At 71.5% G+C, this 23,759-nt stretch carries 15 protein-coding genes; 6 read left to right on the top strand and 9 right to left on the bottom strand.

The annotated features are described in order from the left end of the window. Window positions 1–99: 99 nt before the first annotated feature. The 3 genes from ACFV2J_RS24205 to ACFV2J_RS24195 form a co-directional block, all read right to left on the bottom strand. On the bottom strand, window positions 100–741 hold the full coding sequence (locus ACFV2J_RS24205; RefSeq protein ID WP_385090058.1) for a PadR family transcriptional regulator: 642 nt from the start codon (window positions 739–741) through the stop codon (window positions 100–102). Between the two features lie 250 nt (window positions 742–991). After that, window positions 992–2,452 (bottom strand): aldehyde dehydrogenase family protein, encoded by a 1,461-nt coding sequence (locus ACFV2J_RS24200; protein ID WP_385090060.1) that lies wholly within the window; start codon window positions 2,450–2,452, stop codon window positions 992–994. 184 nt (window positions 2,453–2,636) lie between these two features. Further along, window positions 2,637–3,461 carry a helix-turn-helix domain-containing protein gene (locus tag ACFV2J_RS24195; RefSeq protein WP_385090065.1) on the bottom strand — a complete coding sequence of 275 codons (825 nt, stop codon included), beginning with the start codon at window positions 3,459–3,461 and terminating at the stop codon, window positions 2,637–2,639. Window positions 3,462–3,798: 337 nt separating this feature from the next. Here ACFV2J_RS24195 and ACFV2J_RS24190 point away from each other — a divergent pair, with 337 nt between their 5' ends. After that, window positions 3,799–4,311, top strand: coding sequence for an ATP-binding protein (locus tag ACFV2J_RS24190; protein ID WP_385090062.1), 513 nt, complete (start codon window positions 3,799–3,801; stop codon window positions 4,309–4,311). Between the two features lie 235 nt (window positions 4,312–4,546). On the opposite strand, the gene ACFV2J_RS24185 is transcribed toward ACFV2J_RS24190, so the two are convergent. Further along, a complete protein-coding gene (locus ACFV2J_RS24185; RefSeq protein ID WP_153289320.1) occupies window positions 4,547–4,807 on the bottom strand; it encodes a DUF397 domain-containing protein in 261 nt (86 codons plus the stop codon). 1,260 nt (window positions 4,808–6,067) lie between these two features. Here ACFV2J_RS24185 and ACFV2J_RS24180 point away from each other — a divergent pair. Then, window positions 6,068–6,610: a hypothetical protein gene (locus tag ACFV2J_RS24180; protein WP_385082744.1), complete on the top strand. Its 543-nt coding sequence runs from the start codon at window positions 6,068–6,070 to the stop codon at window positions 6,608–6,610. Window positions 6,611–6,849: 239 nt separating this feature from the next. Next, window positions 6,850–7,389, top strand: a complete 540-nt coding sequence (locus ACFV2J_RS24175; protein WP_385082745.1) for a DUF4232 domain-containing protein — start codon at window positions 6,850–6,852, stop codon at window positions 7,387–7,389. A 36-nt stretch (window positions 7,390–7,425) separates the two neighbouring features. Here ACFV2J_RS24175 and ACFV2J_RS24170 read toward each other — a convergent pair whose 3' ends face one another. After that, the gene (locus tag ACFV2J_RS24170) at window positions 7,426–8,541 is read right to left on the bottom strand and encodes a DUF2786 domain-containing protein (RefSeq protein WP_385082746.1); all 1,116 of its coding nucleotides are present in this window, start codon (window positions 8,539–8,541) and stop codon (window positions 7,426–7,428) included. A gap of 270 nt (window positions 8,542–8,811) precedes the next feature. On the opposite strand from ACFV2J_RS24170, the gene ACFV2J_RS24165 reads away from it, so the two are divergent. Further along, window positions 8,812–9,534: a Clp protease N-terminal domain-containing protein gene (locus ACFV2J_RS24165; protein ID WP_385082747.1), complete on the top strand. Its 723-nt coding sequence runs from the start codon at window positions 8,812–8,814 to the stop codon at window positions 9,532–9,534. 131 nt (window positions 9,535–9,665) lie between these two features. Then, window positions 9,666–11,357 (top strand): bifunctional 3'-5' exonuclease/DNA polymerase, encoded by a 1,692-nt coding sequence (locus tag ACFV2J_RS24160; protein WP_385082748.1) that lies wholly within the window; start codon window positions 9,666–9,668, stop codon window positions 11,355–11,357. Here ACFV2J_RS24160 and ACFV2J_RS24155 read toward each other — a convergent pair whose 3' ends face one another. The 3 genes from ACFV2J_RS24155 to ACFV2J_RS24145 all read right to left on the bottom strand — a co-directional run bounded on the left by ACFV2J_RS24155 (window position 11,358) and on the right by ACFV2J_RS24145 (window position 16,987). Next, window positions 11,358–14,957, bottom strand: coding sequence for a BTAD domain-containing putative transcriptional regulator (locus ACFV2J_RS24155; protein WP_385440499.1), 3,600 nt, complete (start codon window positions 14,955–14,957; stop codon window positions 11,358–11,360). Window positions 14,958–15,256: 299 nt separating this feature from the next. Next, window positions 15,257–16,153 (bottom strand): glycosyltransferase family 2 protein, encoded by an 897-nt coding sequence (locus ACFV2J_RS24150; protein WP_385082752.1) that lies wholly within the window; start codon window positions 16,151–16,153, stop codon window positions 15,257–15,259. 375 nt (window positions 16,154–16,528) lie between these two features. Continuing rightward, on the bottom strand, window positions 16,529–16,987 hold the full coding sequence (locus ACFV2J_RS24145; protein ID WP_194280613.1) for a MarR family winged helix-turn-helix transcriptional regulator: 459 nt from the start codon (window positions 16,985–16,987) through the stop codon (window positions 16,529–16,531). 345 nt (window positions 16,988–17,332) lie between these two features. On the opposite strand from ACFV2J_RS24145, the gene ACFV2J_RS24140 reads away from it, so the two are divergent. Then, the gene (locus tag ACFV2J_RS24140; protein ID WP_385082753.1) at window positions 17,333–20,410 is read left to right on the top strand and encodes an FG-GAP-like repeat-containing protein; all 3,078 of its coding nucleotides are present in this window, start codon (window positions 17,333–17,335) and stop codon (window positions 20,408–20,410) included. An 871-nt stretch (window positions 20,411–21,281) separates the two neighbouring features. Here ACFV2J_RS24140 and ACFV2J_RS24135 read toward each other — a convergent pair. Then, window positions 21,282–23,534 (bottom strand): tetratricopeptide repeat protein, encoded by a 2,253-nt coding sequence (locus tag ACFV2J_RS24135; RefSeq protein ID WP_385082754.1) that lies wholly within the window; start codon window positions 23,532–23,534, stop codon window positions 21,282–21,284. Between the last annotated feature and the right edge of the window lie 225 nt (window positions 23,535–23,759).

The following is a 23,759-nucleotide window of genomic DNA, read 5'->3' as shown; positions in this document are numbered from 1 at the left end:
CGGCCCGTCCGGCGATTGAGGACGAGCCTTTCGGGCGATGCGGGGGTCCAGCGGGCGCAGCGCCCCTGGTAGGGGTCCGGCGCGAAAGCTCCCGGACCCCTAAGCCCGGTCGCCGGGATGCGGAGCCCCCGTCGCGTACGGGTTCTCCTCGCCCTCCCCCAGCACGCCCACGAAGGGCGGGCCCTCACCGGCGAACGTGTACGCGCCGCCCTGGATCCGGTCGACGAGCCCCTCGGTCCACCGCGCTCCGGAGTCGGCCGAGTGGACCCAGAAGTTCATGATCTCGCCGATGTGGCCGAGCTGTCCGGGGCCGTCCTCGGGGGTGTAGTAGCCGGTGACGGACGCGCGCCACTCCTCGATGGCACGCACCCGCTCCCGGAGGAGCCGAAGGACCTCCGCCCGGTCGAGGTCGACCATGAAGCCGAGCGCGGCCGAGAGGACGTCGGGCTTCTGGTCGTACGCGGTCAACGACCGGCGCAGCAGCGTGAGGTACTCCTCGGTGCCCGTGTCCGTGATCTCGTACTCGGTGCGCGGCGGGCCGCCCGCCGTGGACGGCGCGACCTCGTGGGCGCGCAGCAGTCCCTGTTTCGCCATCTGCTTGAGCGCGTGGTAGATCGAGCCGGGCTTGGCGTTGGACCACTCGTGCGCGCCCCAGTACTCGAGGTCGTTGCGCACCTGGTAACCGTGGGCCCGCCCGTGCTGGCGCACGGCCCCCAGCACCAGGAGACGGATCGCTGACATGCGCCCAAGGTTATGACCCGGCCACCGGCTCTCCGGGTGACGGGCCCGCGGCTCCTGGACCGCCGGCCCGATGGCGTTCGCGCCGTCCGGGGACTCCGGCCGGTTCAGGACTCCGTGCGACCGATGTGCTCGTGCGGGGCCGCTGCGCGAGCGGGGTCTCCGAGTCCGCCTCCCGCCTCAGCGAGGTACGTGGCAGACATGCATCCGGTGTCCACCTGGACGCATGTCTGCCGACGTCGGAGTCGACGGCTCAGAACGGGAAGCGGCTCCGTCCGTGCTGTACCGAGATCCACTTCTGGGTGGTGAACGCCTCGACCGTCGCCTCGCCGTTGAGGCGGCCGATGCCCGAGTGCTTCTCGCCGCCGAAGGCGACCGGCGGCTCGTCGTGCACGGTGCCGTCGTTGACGTGGAACATGCCGGTGTCGATCCGCTTGGCGAAGGAGACTCCGCGCTCGACGTCGGCGGTGTGGACGGCGCCGCTGAGCCCGTACGGGGTGTCGTTGACGATGCGTACGGCCTCCTCCTCGCCGTCGAAGGGGACGAGGAGCGCGACCGGGCCGAAGATCTCCTGCCGGAGGATGGCGGAGTCGGACGGCAGGTCCGTCAGGACGGTCGGCTCGACCAGGTTGTCGGTGGTGGTGCCGTGTACGAGTGCGGTGGCGCCCTCGGCGATCGCCTGGTCGACGGCGCCCGTGATCGCGTCCGCCTGGGAGGAGTTGATGACGGGGCCGATGATCGTCCGCGGGTCGCTCGGGTCGCCCACCTTCAGCGTCCTGACCTTGGCGACGAACTTCTCGGTGAACTCGTCCGCGACCGAGCGGTCCACGAGCACGCGGTTGGCGGCCATGCAGACCTGGCCCTGGTGGACGTACCGGCTGAAGACCGCCGCGTCCACGGCGTAGTCGATGTCGGCGTCGTCCAGGACCACCAGCGCGCTGTTGCCGCCGAGTTCGAGGACCGCGCTCTTGAAGTGCGAGGCGCAGACGGTGGCGACGTGCCGGCCGACCTTGTCCGAACCGGTGAAGGAGATGACCTTCGGGACGGGGTGCTCGATGAAGGCGTCGCCGATCTCCGCTATGTCGGTGATCACGACGTTGAGCAGGCCGCCGGGGAGCCCCGCGTCCTCGAAGATCTTGGCGACGAGCGAGCCGCCGACGATCGGGGTGTTCTGGTGCGGCTTCAGGACCACGCCGTTGCCGAGGGCCAGGGCCGGCGCGACGGACTTCAGGGAGAGCAGGAAGGGGAAGTTGAAGGGGCTGATCACGCCGACGACACCGACGGGCACGCGGTAGACGCGGTTCTCCTTGCCGTCGATCGGCGACGGGAGGATCCTGCCCTCGGGCCGCAGCGCCAGCTGGACCGACTCGCGCAGGAACTCCTTGGCGAGGTGCAGCTCGAAGCCCGCCTTGAGGTGGGTGCCGCCGAGTTCGGCGACGATCACCTCGGTGATCTCCGCCTCGCGTTCCTCGACGAGACGCAGGGCCTTCTCGAAGACGGCACGGCGCGCGTACGGGTTGACCGCGGCCCATTCCTTCTGGGCCCGCTCGGCCGCGCGGTAGGCCTCGTCGACCTCGTCCACCGTGGCTATGGTGATGGACGCGAGCTTCTCGCCGTCGTACGGGTTGAAGTCGATGATGTCCCAGGAGCCGGTGCCCGGGCGCCACTCCCCGCCGATGTACTGCCGGGCCAGGTCGGTGAAGTAGGACGACATGTGCTCCCTCGATCCCCTTGCTGCCGAGGCAGACATTTCGAGTCTGAGTCAGCAGACATCCGATCAACGTCTGATCAGACGTCATCGTACTTGTGATCAAAGGGAGTTGGAGGGTGCCTGGGACAGTACGTGAGGACTCCCCGGAGCGGACGGGGAGACGTCCGGCCGGCGCCGGGACGGGGGGTCAGGAGAGCTGGAGCAGTCCACGGAGCAGGTCGCGGCTCTCGGACGGCCCGGGGCTGTCCTGCTGAAGCTGCTTCAGCGCACTCTCGTACTGGGTGACGTCCTCGCGTTTGTCCAGGTAGAGCGCGCTGGTGAGCTGCTCCAGATAGACGACGTCCGACAGGTCGGACTCGGGGAAGCTCAGGATCGTGAACGAGCCGCTCTCCCCGGCGTGGCCGCCGAAGCTGAACGGCATGACCTGGAGGCGCACGTTGGGCCGCTCCGACACCTCGATCAGATGCTGGAGCTGGCCGCGCATCACCTCACGGTCGCCGTAGGGACGGCGCAGCGCGGCCTCGTCGAGGACGATGTGGAACTCCGGCGACTTCTCGGAGACGAGGTACTTCTGCCGTTCCAGGCGCAGCGCCACCCGGCGGTCGATGTCGGCCGCGCTCGCGCCCTTCATGCCGCGCGCGACGACCGCGTGGGCGTAGGCCTCGGTCTGCAACAGGCCGTGCACGAACTGGACTTCGTACGACCGGATCAGATGGGCCGCGCCCTCCAGGCCGACATAGGTCGGGAACCAGCTGGGCAGGACGTCCGAGTAACTGTGCCACCAGCCCGCGACGTTGGCCTCCTTGGCGAGGGACACCAGGGAGGTGCGCTCGGCCTCGTCGTTGATGCCGTACAGCGTCAGCAGATCCTCGACGTCGCGCGTCTTGAAGCTCACCCGTCCCAACTCCATGCGGCTGATCTTCGATTCGGAGGCACGGATCGAGTAGCCGGCCGCTTCCCTGGTGATTCCGCGCGCCTCCCGCAGGCGCCGCAGATGTGACCCGAGCAGCATGCGCCGCACCACAGAGCCGCTCGACTCACCAGCGCTCACGTTCGTCCGCCTCCCCAACCGTCTTCAGACGCCGAAGTCTGCCACTAAAACACTTCAAGCAGTACTCGTTCGATTACAGAAACGGAAAGCTTCCGAAGGCGTCGGGCAGCAAAGGATCGCGCGAGGGCCAACAAGAGGGAAGAAGGTGACAGAAGAAGTAGCCGGAAAAGGGGGCAAGAGACTTCAACTCGGGCGCGTGCACGTGCATCTGCCCTTGCATCTGCTGTACGCATTCGGAACCATGGTCCCCGCGCCACCGCTGCATCGCAACGACCGCGAACACCCGGGAGTGCCTCGCATGGGGACGAATGGATCGACCATGCTCGAGCCCTTACGGCAGGGACTTCCGCCGCTCGATCCCGCCGCCGTGTCCGACGCCGCTTCCTGTGCCCTGCCCCCACGCTACGAAGCGGTGCGCGAGGCCCGGCAGTTCACGCGCAGGACACTGGACCAGTGGGACATCGGCGACCGCTTCGACGACGTGTGCCTGGTGGTCTCGGAACTCGTGACCAACGCGCTGCGGCACGCGCTGCCCTCGGACACGCCCCGCGCGGACGACCAAGGGGCGCCCGTGCGGCTGCACTTGATGCGGTGGACCTCACGCCTGGTGTGCGCGGTGCGCGACCCCAGTCACGACAGCCCGGTGGCCGGCGACTCGGACGACTTCTCGGCGGAGTCGGGCCGGGGCCTCTTCCTCGTCGACTCCTTCGCCGACAGCTGGGGCTGGCACCCGCTCGCGGGCACCCTCAGCGGCAAGGTCGTGTGGGCGCTGTTCCGGCTCCCGCCGCACGCCCCCGCCCCGGCCGAATGAAGAACCGGGGGGGGGGGGGGGGGGAGGGGGGGGTGGGCGGGGGCGGGAGCGAGATGCCGTAGACAGTCGAAGACCAAACCCAACAACGCCCCGGCCGCCCCCCGCCCCCCGCCCGCAATTCCCGCCGCGGCGGCCGTGCGCCCGGGGGGTTCTACGCGCGTTACGCAACGCGAGCTGACGACTTCGCTCCGTTCACGGAACGGGCACCCGGCACCGGTCCGCCGGCATCTCCGCCTCAGCCCGCGATCAGGTGGTCGAACTCGCCGTCCTTGATGCCCAGGAGCATCGCCTCGATCTCGGCGCGGGTGTAGACGAGCGCCGGCCCCTCGGGGAACCGCGAATTCCGCACGGCCACGTCACCCCCGGGCAGCCTCGCGAACTCCACGCAGGACCCCTGCGAGTTGCTGTGTCTGCTCTTCTGCCAGGCCACCCCGGTCAGCTCTGTCGCAGCCATGCCGTTGTACACGTCATCCACGTCGCACACGTCGTGGTCCACAGGTCGCTCCCCGGTCGTGCAGTGGCCGATGTGGCCATTGATGCAGTGGCCAACTGCCCCGGATCATAGCTCTGTTCATGTGCAGATGCATGAGCAGATGCACGTGCACGGGGGGTGGTCCCACGGTTACAGCTTTTACCGGCCTTTGACTACTGCCCGCTGCCCGCTCGACTACGGCCTGCTGCCCACCGGACCGGCGACGGCCCCTCGCCTGCCTTCCGGACGTCGCCCGACACGCGACTCCCGGCCCCCGTGCATGCTCGTCCGCCCCGGCATCCGTACGGGTTCGTCCGGGTCGAATCCCTGTGTACTAGGAACAGACGCACGGCGAGCCTTTCGAGTTTCAACGTTCGGCTTCAACGTCCGGTTTTCAACCTCCGGCCGGAGATCCGGTCGGCGGCCGGAGCCGCGGCGCGGCGGCGACACGCTCTTCCCCACGTTCCCGCTCGCACACACCGGCAGCCTCTGCCGCCCCTACAGTCGCACGCTCGCCACCGGCGTCGCGGATCGCCCCACCCCCGCCGAGGCACCTTCGGAGCAGGTCGGCGCCCGCGCGGCCGCGGCGGACCGACAGGTTCGTCGTACGTGATCTCGTCATGGTCCAGCACGTCGGAGCGCGGCGGGGCAGGGCCCCGGCGTCCGGGCCCGCGGACCGCGGGCCGGTTCGCCGGGACGCCGGCACGGCCGCGCCGAGGCCACTTCCCGGCCATCGGACCCGGCGGTGCGGCGGGCGCACGCGGCGTGGGGCCCGGCGCCACCGTCGCCAGCATCGCGAACACCGCGAACACCGCGAACACCGCGAACGTCGTGAACGTCACGACCGCCGCCGGACCCGGCCGTGCCTGCCGCGGCGCCGCTCGCCGCGCTCCGTCCGGGTCCGGTCCGGACGGGTTCCCGGTCGGAGCGGGTTCCCGGTCCGGACAGGTCCTGCCGGACCCGGCCGGAGGAGACAGGACGGGCGCGGACGACCGGACGGGCCGGACTACCGAACCGGCGTGGACGACCGGACGGGCCGGACTACCGGACGGACGCGGAGGACCGGACGGGCCGGACTACCGAACGGACGCGGAGGACCGGACGGACGCGGAGGGGCCGCGTGTGGACGGGAGGGGACGGGACGCGCCCGTCCGGGCCGGTCGGGCCGGTCGGGCCATCCGTACGATCTCCGCACGACTCGCCCGAGGCGTTCACGCATGCTCCTGGTAGCTTGCTGCGGTCGTTCCGGCGACCCCAGCGACACCACCACTCTTGGGGGCTTCAGTGACATCGGCGACTTCGGCGGTCCTCCCGCGTCGGCGGGCCCGGACCGCGGCCACCGCCCTGCTCGTGGCCGCGGGGCTGGCGGGCGCGCTCGCGCTGACCGGCTGCAGCAGCGACGACTCCGGCTCCGGCCCCTCCCGTTCGGGCTCAGCGGACGGGACCACGGCCTCCAGCGGGTCCGGGACGGGCGGCACGAGCGGGGACGCGAGCACCTCGCCCACGGCCAGGACCGGACTCGAGGGCAGCTGGCTGGCCACCACGGGCGGCAAGGCGGTGGCGCTGGTGATCACCGGGAAGCAGGTCGGGCTCTTCGCGACCGGCGGCAGCGTGTGCAGCGGTACGGCCAAGGAGGAGGCGGGCATGCAGATGATCCACCTCACCTGCACGGACGGGAACAAGCAGCGCGCCACCGGGATGGTCGACTCCGTCAACGGCACGACGCTCAAGGTCACCTGGTCGGGCGGTCTCGGCAAGGAGTCCTACACCAAGGCCCAGGGCGGCCAACTGCCGTCGGGACTGCCGACGGCGAACCTGGGGTCCTGAACTCCCGCGCGCCGCTCCCGTCTGCGCACTTGCGGGCTCCGCCCCCTGAACGGGGCGTGGCCCTCTCCTCGTTGGGCGGCCCCCGACCCGACGCCCGCCGACTCACCCGACACGACTTTCAGGTGAATCCCCGGGTGACAGGCGCCCGCACGACGCGCCGGAGCGGGGGGTCGCGCGACACTCACCCCCCGGTCTGCGTGATGATCGGTGTGCATCGTCACGAACCCAGGGGGAAACCCATGCGCGCCCTTCCGATCGCCGTCGTCACCGCCGCGGCGGCCCTCACGCTGACCGCCTGCGACAGCGGCGCCGCCGACAAGAAGGATTCCGGCGGCTCCCCGGCGACGTCGGCCTCCTCCTCCGTCTGCGCGATCGACCGGATCGACTTCGAGGTCGGCCCCGCCAACACCGCCCCGGCCGCCGGGGACACCGGCAACGTGCCCGTCACGCTCACCAACCACGGCGACAAGTGCACCCTCGACGGTTTCCCCGGCATCGAGGTGTCCGACAGCGCCCGGGGCACGGAGATCTTCGCGGACAAGTCGGCGAAGCCGCAGAAGCTGACCCTGGCGAAGGACGGCACCGCCTCCTTCACGATCACCTACCTGCGGGGCAAGGCGGGCGACGCGAAGAGCCTCGCCGCGACCTCGCTGAAGATCAGCCTGCCCGGCGCCAAGGACGCCCAGCGCTTCAAGTGGTCGTACGGCCCCCTCGCGGGCAAGACCGGAGCGGACGACCTGAACGCCTCCGTGAGCACCTTCCAGGCGGCCGGCGACTGAGCGATCAGCCGCTCCCGGGGCACGCCCGCCGTCGTCTCATCGCAGTGGCGGGCGGGCCCTGACCTGGGCCCGGTCCGCCGCGGCGGACCCTTCCTGCCACCCCGCCGCGTCGTCCACCCCGCGCAGCCGGGTGGTGACGGTGTCCGGGAACATCTGTTCCATGTGGTCGGTGACCGCCACCTCGCGGGCCGCCAGGACGGGCAGCAGCTCCCCCTCCGCCGACGCCACCTGCCCTTCGGCGGCCGTCGCCAGCCGGTCCCCGATGCGATGGGCGTACGCGGCGAGGAACGACTGCCGGAACGTCTTCGTGCGCTTCCGCCCGCCCGCCCGCTGGGCCGCCTCCGCCTTGGTCATCGCGCCGGTGGCCTGCACCAGCAGCGAGGTGTAGAGGAGTTCGACCGCCTCCAGGTCGGGTTCGAAGCCGACGACGGTCGAGAAGGCGAGGGGCTCGTTCCACACGGCGCGGCAGCGGTTCGCGCCGGCCACCGCGTCGAGCAGTACCGCCTTGGCCGTCTCGTACGGCGGCTCGACACCGATGCGGCAGGCGCCGGGCGCGTCCTTGGCGTGCGTACGGGCGGCGAGCAGGGCTTCGTCGATGCTGTGCCGCGCCATCAGCTCCTGTGCCTTGGCGCTCAGCGCCTCCGCCTCCTCCGGGAAACCGGTCGCCTCGGCCTTGGCGAGCAGCGCGCGGATACGGGTGAGCATCCGGGAGTTCTGCGGCGCGTCCTGCCGGGGCGGGTCCAGCGGTTCGATGGCGGGCAGCCGCAGCAGCAGCCGGTACAGCTCCAGGACGGTGGTGGCGTGCGTGAAGCGGTCGGTGCGCGGCGGCTCGGCGTCCGCGTCGAGTTCGTCGAGCTGAGCCGCCCAGCGCGGGCCCCGGGCTGTCCGGTCCTCCCGCAGGATCAGGGCCGTCACCAGGCGGACGTGGGCGTCGTCCAGTTCGCGCCGCACGATCCGTACGACGTCGGCGGGCTGCCAGCCGCGGCGCCAGGCGGCGGCGACGAACTCCGCCCCGCGCAGGGCGAGTTCGGCGTCGGAACCGGGGTCGGCGGCGAGCAGCGAGGCGCCCGTGTCGAGGGCCGCGTCGGTGTCCGCGTAGAGGGCCGCCCCGAAGGCGCGCTCCACGGTGCTGGGCGTCGTACTGCTGCTCATCCTCCGATCGTGCCACGCGCTCCGGGGCCGCCTCCCGGGCAGGTGCCGCGGAGGCTTCCGCCGAGCGGAAAAAGTGTCCACACCCTGTGGACAGTTTTTCCGTGACGGTTTCCCGCGGCTGATTTCCGCGGAAAGCCGCACCAAAGGGACCTATAGAAGGGCTCCGCGGAAGAGCTCCGTGGAGGGGCTCTACGGAAGGGCCCCGGAAGAGTCCCACCGAGATGTCAACTTCGGGTTGACACTCATGGACTGTCAACTTACGGTTGACACATGACGACGAACCCACTGGGCACGCCATCCGTACGTCTCGACGACCTCATCGAGGCCATCAAGAAGGTCCACACCGACGCGCTCGACCAGCTCCAGGACGCGGTGATCGCCGCGGACCACCTCGGCGACGTCGCCGACCATCTGATCGGGCACTTCGTGGACCAGGCCCGCCGTTCGGGCGCGTCCTGGACCGACATCGGCAGGAGCATGGGGGTCACCCGACAGGCCGCGCAGAAGCGGTTCGTCCCGAAGGCCGAGTCGGACCTCGACCCCAGCCAGGGCTTCGGCCGCTACACACCGCGCGCCCGGCACGTGGTCATGGCCGCGCACGCCGAGGCCAAGACCTCGGGCAACGCCGAGGGCCTGCCCGAGCACCTGGTCCTCGGTCTGCTCGCCGAGCCGGAGGGCCTCGCCGCGCTCGCGATCACCGCACAGGGTGTGAGCCTGGACGCGGTGCGCGAGGCGGCCGCCACGGCGCTCCCGCCGGCCGCGGCCGAGGTCCCGGAACTCGTCCCCTACGGCCCCGCCGCGAAGAAGGTCCTGGAGCTCACCTTCCGCGAGGCCCTCCGCCTCGGCCACAACTACATCGGCACCGAACACATCCTCCTGGCCCTCCTGGAGCACGAGAACGGCCAGGGCGTGCTCAGCGGCGTCGGCGTCACCAAGCAGGCGACCGAGGCCCACATCGCCGGCGCCCTGGCGGACCTCACCAAGGCGCCCTGACCGGCCGAGCCGTCGCGACGCCGTGACCGGGCGCACTGTCGCGCCGCCCCGGCCGGCCGGACCCTCGCGCGGCCCCGACCTGGCGCGTCGCCGCGGCGGCGTTGTCAGACCCTCCTGCGAGACTCGGCACCATGAGCGACCGGTGGGCTGTCGGACCGGCCGAGGACGGCGGCGCGGAGCTCGCCCCCCTCGGCCCCGACGGGCTGCCCGCGGGACCGGTGCGCAGGGAGGCCGACCTCGTCGAGGCCGTGCGGACGCGGCCCGACGTGGTGCGGTGGGTCTGGCGGTCCACGGCCGGCGTCCATCCCCGCCTGCTCGCCGCCGGGGTGCGGGTGGAGCGGTGCTACGACATCGAGGCCGCCGAGAACCTGCTGCTCGGCCACGAGGGCCGGCTCGGCGAACCCCGCTCGGCGGCCGCCGCGCTGGCCAGGCTGCGCGGCGGGCCCGTGCCGCCGGACCCCCCGCAGCGCGCCGCCGAACCCGGCTCGCAGTCGTCCCTCTTCGAACCGCGCCCGGTCCACCTCCCCCTGGAGGACCTCATCGAGGTGTACGCGGACCAGCGGCGCCGCCACGCGGCCACCACGCACCCCGAGCGCATGCACCTGCTCACCACCGCCGAGTCCGCGGGCATGCTGGTCGCGGCGGAGATGAACGCGACGGGACTGCCGTGGCGGGCCGACGTCCACCGCGAGCTGTTGAACGAACTGCTCGGCGAGCGGTACGCGGGCGGCGGTGAGCCCCGCCGCCTGGCCGAGCTCACGGACGAGGTCTCGGCGGCCTTCGGCAGGCGGGTCAGACCCGACCTGCCCGCCGACGTCGTCAAAGCCTTCGCGCAGGCCGGGATCAAGGTCGCGTCCACCCGGCGGTGGGAGCTCGAATCCGTCGACCACCCCGCCGTGGAACCCCTGCTCGCCTACAAGAAGCTGTACCGGATCTGGGTGGCCCACGGCTGGTCCTGGCTCCAGGACTGGGTGCGCGACGGACGCTTCCGTCCCGAATACCTCCCGGGCGGCACGGTCACCGGGCGCTGGGTGACCAACGGCGGCGGCGCGCTCCAGATCCCCAAGGTCATCCGCCGGGCCGTCGTCGCCGACCCCGGCTGGCGACTCGTGGTGGCCGACGCCGACCAGATGGAACCGCGCGTGCTGGCCGCGATCTCCCGCGACCCCGGCCTGATGGAGGTCGCCGGCCGGGAGGGCGACCTCTACCAGGCGGTGTCGGACCGGGCCTTCGCGGGCGACCGCGCCCAGGCCAAGCTCGCCGTCCTCGGCGCGGTGTACGGGCAGACGTCGGGCGACGGCCTGAAGAACCTGGCCGCACTGCGCCGCCGCTTCCCCAAGGCCGTGGCGTACGTGGACGACGCCGCCCGCGCGGGCGAGGAGGGCCGGCTCGTACGGACGTGGCTGGGCCGGACCAGCCCGCCGGCCGCCGGTGCCTCCGACCGGGCGTCGGAGGAGGCGGGCCTCCCCCAGGACGAACCGGCCGAGCCGCTCGGCGACCAGGGCTGGGTGCCCGGGTACGCCTCCTCCAACTCCCGGGCCCGCGGCCGCTTCGCCCGGAACTTCGTCGTCCAGGGCAGCGCCGCCGACTGGGCGCTGCTGCTGCTCGCCGCCCTCCGCCGCACCTGCGCCGACCTCGCCGCCGAACTGGTCTTCTTCCAGCACGACGAGGTGATCGTGCACTGCCCCGCCGAGGAGGCGGACGTGGTCGTCGCGGCTGTCCGGGAGGCCGCCGAGCTCGCCGGCAGGCTGACGTTCGGCGAGACACCGGTCCGTTTCCCGTTCACGACCGCGGTGGTGGAGTGCTACGCCGACGCGAAGTAGCTACGCCCCCTGGAGGAGTTCCCGCAGCTCCCCCACCACCGAGGTGTCCCGCCCGTCCAGCGCCTCCAGCGCCGTCCTCCACTGCGCGTACGCCCCCTCGACGTCCCCCCGGGTACGCAGCAGCAGCCCGCGCTGGTGCCGGGCCAGCCCGCCGGTGAACTGGTCGGCGCGCCGGTCGGCACGGCACAGCAGCAGCTCGCACTCCAGCGCGGCCCGCTCGCAGTGCCCCACCCCGCGCAGCGCGCGCACCAGCCCGAGCCGGGTCTGCGACTCCCCGTGCCAGTCGTCGTGTCCGCCGAGGATGCGCAGGCTCTCCTCGAAGTGCGGTACCGCGGCGGCCGGTTCACCGAGGGTGAGGTGCGCATAGCCGATGTTGCAGTGCGCGGAGTGCCGGATGATCACGTCGTCCATCGCGTCGCCGATCGCGAGGCTGCGCTTGTGGTGGTCGATGGCGGCGCGGGCGTCCGTGTGCTCGTACAGGTTGCCGAGATGGCTGTAGGTGATGGCCTCCGTGTGCGGGTCGCCCAGCTCCCGGGAGAGTTCGAGGCTCAGCAGCAGGGCCTCGCTGGACTCCTCGTACCGGCCGAGCCCCTCCAGGAGCATGCCGCGGTTGTTCAGTCCGCGCCGCACCCACGACAGCACGCCGAGCCGCCGCCAGATCGCCAGCGCCTCGTCGTTCAGCGTGAGCGCCTCGCCCGCCCGCCCCGTCATGAAGTGCAGCCCCGCGAGGTCGCCGAGCGCGTACGCCTGCGCGGCCTCGTCCCCGAGCCGCCGCGCCGCGCCCAGCGCCGTCCGCAGGAGCACCTCCGACTCCGCGACCCGGCCGCTGCGCTGGAGGTAGGGGTTGAGCAGCCGCACCAGCACCGGAACGTACGCGGACGCCTCCGCGTACCGCTCCACCAGCGTCATCACGTTCTCCAGCTCCAGATCGCCCCAGGCGAAGGCCTCCTTGGCGGAGCGGAACGGCGGTGTGACAGCGGCGTCCTCCGTGTGCGCGGCCGGCTGCGTGGCCGTCGGACGGCTGCGGTCCGCGCGGTCGAGCCCCGCTTCGACGATCACTTCGAGTGAGCGGGCGGCGACTCCGGCGTACCAGCGCAGGGCACGCTCGGAGACGCAGGGGTTCGCGGTCGAGCCGTCCGTCCTGTGCGGCCCGTGTGTCCTGTCACTCCTGTCCACCCTGTCCGTCTTGTGCGCGCCGCCCGCTCCGGCCCCCTCGGCCGCACCGTCGGCCGCCTCGGCCGATCCGGTCGAGGTCGATCCGGTCGAGGTCGATGCGGTCGAGGTCGATCCGGGTGCGGTCGATCCGGGTGCGGTCGCCGGCCGCGTCGCTCCTGTTGCCCCTGTCGCCTCTCTCGTTCCAGTCGCTTGAGCCGTCTCCGTCGCTTCAGCCGATTCAGCCGCTTCAGCCGATTCGGTCGTTCCCGCGATCTCCCGGGCGAAGTCGCGGACGAGGTCGTGGGGTGCGTAACGGGCGTACGCCGTCTCCTCCAGGAGGGCGACGTCGACGAGGCGGTCGAGCGCGGCCTCGGCGCGGTGTTCCGCGATGCCGGAGAGCCGGGCGAGCAGGGGCGCACCGTAGACGGGCAGGTCGAGCGCTCCGATGCTGCACAGGGCGCGCGCCGCGTCCTGGTCGGCCTCGCGGTCCGAGGCCCGCAGCGCGTCATGGGCCACGGCGAGGGACCTGCGGACGCTCAGGTCGTCGTACTCCAGATGACGCAACCGCCCTTCCGTGTCCGTCAGTTGACCGGCCAGCACGTCCGGGGTGAGCGCGCGGCGGGCCGCGAGTCGGGCCGCGACGACGCGCAGGGCGAGCGGGAGCCGCCCGGCGAGTTCGACGAGCGGGTGCCCGGCGTCGAGGCCGTCGCGGCGTCCGGAGACCGCGCGCAGCAGGGCCGCGCTGTCCTCGTCCGACAGCGGGGCGAGCGGGAAACGGTGTGCGCCGTCGAGCGCGGTGAGCGGCGACCGGCTCGTCACGATCACCGCGCACCCGGCGCCCGCCGGCAGCAGGGGCCGCACCTGAGCGGCGTGCGCGGCATCGTCCAGCACCATCAGGGTGCGCGTCGGGGCCAGCGTCGACCGGAGCAACGCTGCCGCGGCGTCCGGGAGTTCGGGGATGCGGCGCGGCTCGACCCCGAGGTCGCGCAGCAGCGCCGCGAGCGCCTGACCGGGCGTGAGCGGGGTCATCCCGGGGGTGGCCCCGTGCAGGTTGACGTACAGCTGACCGTCAGGGAAACGTTCCCGCAGCCCATGGGCCACGTGCAGTGCCAGCGCGCTCTTGCCGACCCCGGCCATGCCGCTGATGACGGCCACGGCCGGAACGGGCAGACGCAGCCGCCGGTCCGTGTCCAGGACCAGGCCCAGTTCGTCGCGTACGTCGCCGCGGCCGGTGAAGTGGGCGGGGCCAGGCGGGAGTTGGGCGGGACGGAGCGCGGGCGGCTGCGCCGGGACGGACGGTGGGTCTCCGTCCGCACTCGGGTCCTGCCCGGAGTCGCCGGTCCCGTCCGTTCCGGCCGATCCCCCTGTCCCGCCGGGTCCGGCCGCCCTGATCGATCCGCTCGTTCGTCCGGGTCCGCCCAGCCTGCCGGATCCGCCTGACACACCCACCCGGCCCGCTCCGGATGATCGGGCCGTTCCCGACGATCCGACTGATTCGGCTGATCCGGTCGATCCGAACGGTCCGCCGGGTTCCCGCTCCCGGAGGATCTCCAGGTGCGCCTCGCGTACCGCGGGGCCCGGCTCGACCCCCAGTTCCTCGACCAGGCGGGCCCGCAGATCCCTGTGGACGGCCAGGGCCTCCGCCTGGCGGCCGGTGCGGTGCAGCACGAGCATCAGCAGCCGATGGAAGGCCTCCCGCAGGGGATGTTCGGCGACGAGGGCGGCCAACTCGGGTGCGAAGGAAGCGAGTCGGGCGTACCCGGAGCCGCCCGCGCCCACAGGGCCCATGGGATCCCCGGAACCGGCCACCCCCATGAAGCCCGCGAAACCCGTGGAGTTCCCGGAGACACGTGCCCCCGCGGCGCCCTCCGCCGCCGCACTCCCCGAAACCGCCGCTGCCCCGCTCCCGGCATTCGGTCCCGCGAGCCGCAACTCGGCCTCGTAGCGCCACTCCAGGAGCAGCAGCCGCGCCTCCTCCAGGCGCTGGACGAGGGCGTGGCCGCCGAGTTCGGGCCGGACTCCGCCGAGCGGGGTGCCGCGCCACAGCGCGAGCGCCGCCAGGGTCTCGCGCAGCGCCCGTGCGCCGTCCCGTCCGGCGTGCGCGGCACGCGCGGCCGTGACGTGGGACTCGAAGACGCGGACGTCCAACTCGCCCTCGCCGACCCGCAGGAGATATCCGGGCGGCACGGCGCGCAGCCGCTCCGGATCGTCGAGGAGCCGGCGCAGCCGGGTGACGTGGTTCTGCAGCGAGGCCTGTGCGGACGCGGGCGGCGTCCCGCCCCACAGCGCGTCCTTGAGCACGTCGACCGAGACGACCCGGCCCGGCTCCAGCAGCAGCGCCACCAGCAGCGCGCGCATCTTGCCGCTGCCGATCGTCCCGACCTCGCCGTCGGCGTCGTACAGGACCGGTGGACCCAGCAGCCCGAACCGCAGCCCGTACCGCATAGCCCGCCCACTGCCTTCCCACGCGACCGTCCGGCCGTGCCCCTGGCGACTTCGCACCGACCGCATCCCGGTTCCGGCGGAACCGTTGGCCGGTTCCCGAGGGAACCGTTGGCCACATGTTAGCGATCCGTTGGCGCGACCTGATGGGATCAGTGCATCGGATCTGGCCCGACGGCGCGCGCGTACTACGCGTAACTCGGGGGAGTGTCGCCGCCGTGGCCGGATCCGGGGACAGAGAGGGCCCCGGTCGTCGGAGGTGAACGACCGGGGCCTTCGTCGTCCCCGCGCCCACCGGACCGTCAGATGACGGGCGGGCGTCCGAGCCGTGTGAGCCGCCACACCGTCCGCCACCGCATCGGCTGTCGCCGGCCGCCGGACTCGCGCAGGCCCTCCGCGAAACCGCCGAACCAGGCCCGCAGTCCACCGAGCGACCGCGTCCGCAGGAGCGTGAGCACCACCCAGATCCCCAGGTGCACGGGGATGAGCGCGAGGGGCAGCCGACGGCGGGTGAGCCAGACCCGGTTGCGGGCGGTGACCCGGTAGTAGATGGCGTGCCGGGCGGGTGAGGTCTTCGGGTGCTGGAGCAGCAGCTGCGGCTCGTACAGCACGGTCCACCCGGCGTCGATGGCACGCCAGGCCATGTCGGTCTCCTCGTGGGCGAAGAAGAACTCGGCGGGCCAGTCACCGATCTCGGCGACCATCGGCATCGACAGGGCGTGCCCACCGCCGAGGAACCCGGTGACCGGACCGCCCCGCATCGGGTCCTTCGCCCCGACCCGGGGCACGTGCCGGCGCTGGGTCTCCCCGTTCTCGTCCGCGATCCGGAAGCCGACGATGCCGAGGCGCGGGTCGGCGGCGTACAGGTCGCGGACCTTGCGCAGCACGTCGGCGTCGACCAGGAGCCCGTCGTCGTCGAGTTCGACCACGACGTCCACGTCCCCGAAGTCCGCGAGCCGGGCGAGGCCCACGTTCCGTCCGCCCGGGCAGCCGAGGTTCTCGTCGACCTCGATGGTGGTCACCTCGCCGGGCAGTCCGAGCCGCTCGGCGAAGTCAGGCAGCGGGCACCCGTTCCCCACGATCACGATGCGGGCGGGCGCGACGTCCTGCTTGGCCACCGAGGTGAGCAGCGCGTCGACCTCGACGGGCCGATTCCCCATCGTCACGACGGCAACGGCGATCCGTGGACCCTCCGGCACGACACCACTCCATCCCAGGCCGACAACAACATCGCCCGCGATGCTAACCGTTCACCGGGCGTATCCCTCAGGTACGCCGCCTTTTCTCGTTCCGTATGCGGTTCCTCACGGCGGTGGAGGCTGTCCGCGCCGTACGAACCCCGCCCATGTCCACCGCACATGCCCACCGCCCACACCAGCCGCACCACCCGCACCAGCCCTCCGGCCCCGACCGCGGGCCTCCACGGCCACCCGCACGGCCGGGGCGAACCTACTGGGCGCGGGGGCCGCGGCACGGAAGCGCGCCCGGAACTCCGTCGACTCTCACCGACTCCTCACGGACACGCACTCACGCGACCTCGGGCCGCGCACCCCCGCCCGATGCCCTCGACCCGCTCAGCCTCGCGGCCAGGGACGTCCGTCGAGGCGCTCGATGTCGCGGTTGAAGCGGCTGAGGTAGGCGGCGAACTCGGCCACGTCCTCGGCCGCCCAGTCGACCATGACCTTCTCCAGGCCTTCCAGGTTCTCGGTCCGGTGGATGTCGAGACGGCGTTCACCCTCGGCGGTGATGGCGAACTTGCGGGCCATGCCCCCCTCGGGGTCGGGCATGCGCTCGACGACCCCGGCCCGCACCATCGCCGCGGTCTGCCGGTTGAGGGTGGAGGCGTCCAGACCGAAAGCCTCGCTGAACTCGCCGATCGACATCGGGCCCTGCGCCTGGATGCGACTGAGCAGGACGTACGCACTACGGTCCAGCCGCTCCTCGCCCGCTCCTCGCGCCCGCGGGTTGAGCATGTGCATGTGCCGCCCGAGCAGCATGGTCTCGAACTCCAGCAGATCAAGTGGCTTGTCCACGCGAGGCATCCTTCGGTTCCCGGCTCGCTTCCCCTGCAGGAAAACTACCTTCTGCCAGGTATACCACCCTGGTATGCATGATGCACTCACTATGCATCATGCATACCAGCCGTTCCGGCGGCCCGCGACCCACGAGCCCGGGAGCCCACGAACCCACGAGGGACCCGGGACCCGGGAACGAAAAATTGATCTCCGATACACCTGGGGTGCATGGGGTTGCTGTTAATCTCCTGGCGTCTTGCTTGGGGGGACAGCCGGGGGGCTGGACATTCTTCGCAGCGTTCACCGACGCGCACTCGGGCGCCGCCGTCCCGCCACGCTCTTCCTCTCTCCCAGGAGACCGCGTTGGCCCCTCGTACCCCTGCCCTTGGCGTGCTCGCCGCGTTGGCGGTCCTCGCCGTGACCGCCGGTCCCGGCCCGCTCTCCCTGCCGGCCGGCACGGACACCGCCGCCGCGATCACCGCACCCACGACGGAGAAGGTCTTCCAGTCGGACCGTTTCCTCCCCCGCCAGGACCGGATCTACAGCGCCGGCCCGAGCGGCTATCTGCACGCGCAGGAAGGCCGTTCCGGCTTCTTGTGGACGTCGTACGGCACCGGTACGACCACCGAACTCGGCGACCTCGCCCGGCTCGAGATCCCCGGCTACCTCGGAGCGTCGTCCGACGTCGTGGCCGACGTCGCCCCGTCCGGCCAGAAGGTCGTCCTCAGGGACATGTCCGCCGGTACCGCCACGGACGTCGACCTCACCCACGGCGGTTACCAGGCCACGTACGGCGCCCACGTGCTGACGCAGGCACGGGACGTCGACGGCAACCGGGTGCTGTGGCTGTACGGCGAGGGCGCGCCCTCTGCCGGCACGACCGTCGACGGGTGGCCGACGGGGATCACCACCAACTTCCTCGTCCTGGGCGGCGACAGCGACACCGTGGTCATCGGCTATGCCAAGGGCGGCACGAGCCACCTCGCCCTGGTGAACCTGGACACCGCGAAGGTCACCGGCGACCTGACCGTGCCCACCGCTCCGACGGCCGCCGTACTGAGCGAGAACCGGCTGGTCTGGTACGCGTCCGGCAGCACCGCACACGTACTGGACCGTGCCGACCTCTCCGCGCCCGGCACGACGGTGACGCTGCCCGGCACCGAAGGCACCCCGCACCTGGGCATCGCCGGCCGCTGGCTGGTGGCCGCCCGCTCCGTGCCGTCGTCACCCGCCGACTCCGTGGACAAGTCCGGCGAACGGCTGACGGCCGTCCCCCTGACGGGTGGCGACGAGGTCACCCTCCTCCGGCACGCGAACACCTCGGTCACCCCGACGCCGGACGGTGGCCTCCTGGTCGCGGGCGGCGCCGACTCCGGGCATTGGGCGGTGCGCGAGGTCACCGACACGGGGGCCGGCGCACCGACGGTGAGGGAGGTCACCGCCGTCCCGGCGATGGCCGCGCGGATCGATCGGCTGTCGCTGCAGAACGGCGTCCTCGCCACCGACGAGGCCAATGCCAGCTTCATGGGCGCCTTCTACACCCGCCGGGTCTCGGTCTCCGGAACGTCCTACGCGCCGGGCACGCCGACCTGGAAGGTGTGGGCCACCCGCGGCACCGGCCCGTACGCCACCGGAGACGGCCGCGCGGTGGCGTTGACCGCCGCCTCCGCCCCCGTCGAGTCGTACGTCCAGGTCATCGGCCAGGACGAAGTGGGCAACTTCTATCTGCCCTCGGACTACGGGACGGTCCTGGACGTGACCGGCCGCTACGCGATCGTCAACGGTTCCTCCCCCACCAAGCAGTACGTCGGTGACCTCAGCGTCCACGGCAACCTGCATCCCCTCGTCACCCGGTCCGTCACGGCCGCCTCCGTGTGGGGCAGCAAGCTGTGGACGCCGGGTTCGGCCGCCGGCGTCGTCACCGCGCAGGACTTGGGGACCGGCAGGATCACCGAGACGGTGAGCACCGGTGCCCCCTGCGTCCCCAAGGAGCTACAGGTCGCCGCCGGCCGCTGGATCTACTGGTCGTGCGGTACCACCGCCCCGGCGGGCGTCTGGGACCGCACGACGAAGAAGAACATCCCCGTCCCGTCGGGCGAGGCGCTGCTCGGCGACGGCTACCTCGTCCGGCACGACACCTCGGCCGGGGCACTCCTGCTCACCGCCTTCGCCGGCGGCACCACGACCACCCGCACGATCGGCAAGCTCGCGGCGGGCACCTCCAGCCTGCGCGGGGTGACGTGGACCGTGGACAAGTTCGGCGGACCGGCGGCCTACGTCGACGCGGACCAGCAGATCCATCTGGTGCCCAGCGGTGTCCCCACCCAGGCGCTCGGCGTCCTCGATTCCGAGGCGAGCGACAACGCGTCGGAGAGCAGCGCGAACGGGAACCCGTGGTGGCAGTGGCGCGGAGTGCTCTCCAAGCCCGCCGCCTCCTGGACGGCCACGCTCACCCGCAAGGCCACCGGAACCGTGGTCCGTACCCTCACCGGCGGCGAGGTGGACGGCGCCCTGACCCAGCGGTGGAACCTCCGCGACACCGCCGGCGCACTCGTCCCGAACGGCGCGTACACCTTCAAGCTCACGGCCCGCCCGGCCGACGGCTCCGGAGCGGCGCTGTCGGTGTCGAGCACGGTGGACGTCTCCACCGGGGCCGCCGTACGCCGTGACTTCACCAGCGGCCGCAGCTGGGCGCCCGACGGGAACGGTGACCTCTTCGCCCTCGCGCCCTCCGGTGACCTCAGCTACAAGCCGGGCGACGGGTCGGGCGCGTTCGGCAAGGCCATGACGGCGTCGGGCTGGCCCTCGTCCGTGACCCTGGTCCCGTTCGGGGACCTCTACGGCGACCGCCGCAACGACGTCCTCGTACGGTTCGCGAGCGGCGAACTGCGGGTGTACCGGCCCCAGACCGGGGCGACGTTCTCCACCCGTACACCGCACACCACACTCGGCACCGGCTGGAACCAGTACAACGTGATGACCTCGCCGGGGGACATCACGGGTGACGGCCACCCCGACCTGATCGCCCGCAAGGCGTCGACGGGAGAGCTGTTCCTCTACAAGGGGGCGAGCGCGGGCAAACTGTCGGCGCGGGTCCGGATCGCCGCGGACTGGTCCGGCTACAAGAAGATCATCGGCGTCGGCGACTTCAACGGCGACGGCCGCGGTGACCTCCTGGCCCAGGACAGGTCCAACACCCTGTGGCGGTACGACGGCAACGGCTCAGGCGGCTTCAGGTCCCGGGTGAAGATCGCCACCGACTGGGGCTCGTCGTACAACGTCGTCATCGGAGTCGGCGACATCACGCGCGACGGCAAGGCGGACCTCGTGTCCCGCGACACCTCCGGCAACCTGTGGCGCAACACCGGCAACGGCAAGGGGTCGTTCGGGGCCCGCACGAGGATCGCCACGAGGTGGCAGGTGTACAAGGGCGTGTTCTGACGGGGTTCCGCACGCGACGGCGGTCCGGCACGGCGGTCAGGCGACCACCACCGGGCCGCCGCCGCGGCGGGCGCGCGGGGCTCCGCCCTGCGTCCGGCTCAACTCCGTCCCGCTCCCGCGAAAAAAGCAAAAGCCCCAGGTCACGGCGAGTGAGAATCCTGGGGCTTCCACAGAGCCGCCTTCGGGATTCGAACCCGAGACCTACGCATTACGAGCTGTCCGATCTCGGTCTATGGGCGTCCGGGGACATCCGTGAAAATGGCTTTCTCCCTGATCAGGGGAGTTTGCGGACTGCGGTGGACTCCTGTAAACGGTGGCAAACCCAGTACCAAGTGAGACTGCAACTGAGACTGGCCGTGCACGCTCACCACGAAGGACGAGCGCTCCGCCACGATCGGTGGCTAGACACTGCCGCGGTGGCCAGGCGCCCGCTCGGCGCCGCCCGGCAACCCATGCCGGGTGGGAATGGGATGGTTTTCAAGAGCGCTGCACTTTGCGAGCCCGACCCCGCCCTGACCAGTACGTTCCTCTCGCATAACCGCGACTAGGAAGGGCCGCTGACCAGTTGGATGCTTTTCGGCTTTTCTTGGCGCTCGCAGCCGGGTAGCGACAGGCCGATGGCACCCGCGCTCTGAAGCAGAAGCGCCGAGGGAGTCACCCGATGGCGCAGCGACCGTCCCGTTTGGTCTATCGCTCACTTCCTGCCGCTGCCACGCTGCGAATCTTGACGGACGTCATCATCACCATATGGGCCTCGTGAAAGCTGGCCGCGCCGGGCCCGTCAGGTCAATGAGCGACCGAAGTGCCCCCGAGCCGACATCGTTCGACTTATCCGCAGTCGGGGGGTGTCTGACGGACGCGGAGCCTCATCTCAGACATCCGGTTCACGCGCTGCTTCGGCCACGGCGCGGCGGGCATTGTCGAGGTTACTGCGGGCGATGAGGGTGTCGGGGTGATCCGGGCCCAGGACGCGTTCCCGATCGGTGAGGACCCGCTCATACAGGTCGAGGGCATCCTGGAACCGCCCGACATCTCTGTAGGAGTTGGCGAGGTTGCTGCGGGCGATGAGGGTGTCGGGGTGATCGGAGCCCAGGATGCGTTCGCGGTCGCTGAGGACCGGCTCACGCAGGTCGAGGGCATCCTGGAACCGCCCCGCATAGCGGTAGGAGATGGCGACATTAGTGCGGGCGATGAGGGTGTCGGGGTGGTCGGGGCCCAGGATGCGTTCCCGAACGGTGAGGACCCGCTCATACAGGTCGAGAGCATCCTGGAACCGCCCCGCACGATGGTAGGAGTTGGCGAGGTTGCTGCGGGCGGAGAGGGTGTCGGGGTGATCGGAGCCGAGGATGCGTTCGAGCTCGCTGAGGACCGGCTCACGCAGGTCGAAGGCCTCCTGGACCCGCCCCGCATCGTCGTAGGAGATAGCGAGGTTACTGCGGGCGGAGAGGGCATCGGGGTGATCCGGGCCCACGGTGCGTTCGAGGTCGCTGAGGACCCGCTCATGCAAGTCGAGGGCCTCCTGGAACCGCCCCGCACGACGATAGGAATTGGCAAGGTTGCTGCGGGTGCCGACGGTGTCAGGATGGTCGGGGCCCAGGACGCGTTCCCGATCGGTGAGGACCCGCTCATGCAAGTCGAGAGCATCCTGGAACCGCCCCGCATCGCCGTAGGAGATGGCGAGGTTACTGCGGGCGCCCAAGGTGTGGGGATGGTCAGGACCCCGAATGCTGCTGGCCAGACGGACGGTCGTTTCGTTGTACTCAATCGCTTGGCGGTAGAGGCCAGCTTCCTTGAGGCTGATGCTGACGTCGTAGATGCATCCGTGGGTTGTGGGCTGCCACAGGGTCGGGTGGGTGAGCTGGTCGAGGTGGAGCACGTTGGTACGTAGCAGGGCGGCCAGTTCCCGTTCCTCGTGCTCGTGGCGGGGCCACAGGCTGGTGATGGCGTCCGCGGCGGCGCGGGCGGTGGCCGGCAGTGTGCCGGGCGGGATGGTTTCCCGTACGGTGCGGGCGGTCAGGGCGTGCATGCGTAGGGGCGCGGTGGAAGTGTCTTGGGTGATCAGGGCGTAGGTACGCAAGCACTCCAGCGCACTGTGCACCTCTGTTTCCAGGACGGACTGATGGCGCTTGCGCAGCCGACGGCGGAGGGGCGGGCGTGCGGTGCGCAGGTAGTCGAGCACCTCGGGTGTGGTCCACAGGGGTGCGGGGTGGCCGAGAGGGTCCATGAGGGAGGCGAGGTGCAGCAGGGGGCGGGCCAGTTGGCTGGTGTCGGCTTCCTCGACCGCGTCGAGGGAGAGCAGCAGTGAAGCGGTGACGGGCCGTCCGTAGCCTTCAGTGTCCGCGCTCGCCGGCAGCAGATCGCCTAGGCGGCTGCCTGTGTCGCGTAGCAGGCTGACGTAGTCGGCCATGGTGGGCCGCTTGTTGATGAGATACGCGGCGGCATGGCCGAGTGCGAGGGGCAGATGACCAAGTTCGGTGGCCATCTCGCCCGCCTGGTCGGGGTCGTGCAGGTGGGCGTGACCCGCATCGGTGAGCCGACGCTTCAGATAGGCGCGGGTCTCGGCATCCGTGTAGATGCCGATCCGGACCAGAGTGCGGCGTCCTCCCGTGAGTTGGGCGTCCTCGCGTCTGCTGGTGGCCAGGACCCAGCCCCGGCCGGCCCCACTGTCGGGCCACCACTCCCGCACGGCATCCGGGTCCGTGATGTCGTCCAGCACCACCAGCCACCGATGCTCAGTGGCCGCCAGCCACCGCAGAAACAGCCGCGCTGCGCCGTCCTCGTCATCCGCGGACGCTCCGGGAAGGTGCAACTGCCCGGCCGCTTCGGCGTACGCGCTGATCACCTGATCGATGCCGTTGGCTCGCACCCACACCAGCACATCCAGCCCGGCCCCGTCGGAACGTTCCTGATCCCGCAGTTCCCGGGCCAACGACGCCGCTAGCTGGCTCTTGCCCACCCCGCCGGGACCGGACAGCACCACATCACTGCCCTGCTCACGTGTCGCCTTCACTCTCTTCCGCACCGATGTGCGGGGCTGGAACGCCGCAGCAGAATGCGGCACATCTCCCACCCACACTGGCCACTGCACCACCGGACTCTGCACCGGCGCGTGATACACATGCATGTCCCGCGCCACCTGCGTCACATCCCCGTGTGCGTCCGCGTGCTGACGCGTACGGCGCCGGCCCGAACTCCCGGCCATATCCCACGCCCCCTCGCTTCAGCCCCGGTTGCCGCCGACTTGATCGATGTCCCCCGGACCGTCGGAACGGGCCTTCTGTCGCACGTCCTCACGCACCGCAGCACCTCCCGCCCCGGCTCCCCCGCCCTGGCTTCCCCCCGTCTGCCG

Origin of the sequence: Streptomyces sp. NPDC059668, from assembly GCF_042734135.1 — a bacterium.
Lineage (GTDB): Bacteria > Actinomycetota > Actinomycetes > Streptomycetales > Streptomycetaceae > Streptomyces.
The sequence above is the reverse complement of the archived record's forward strand: the minus strand, read 5'-3'. Positions and strand labels throughout refer to the sequence as shown.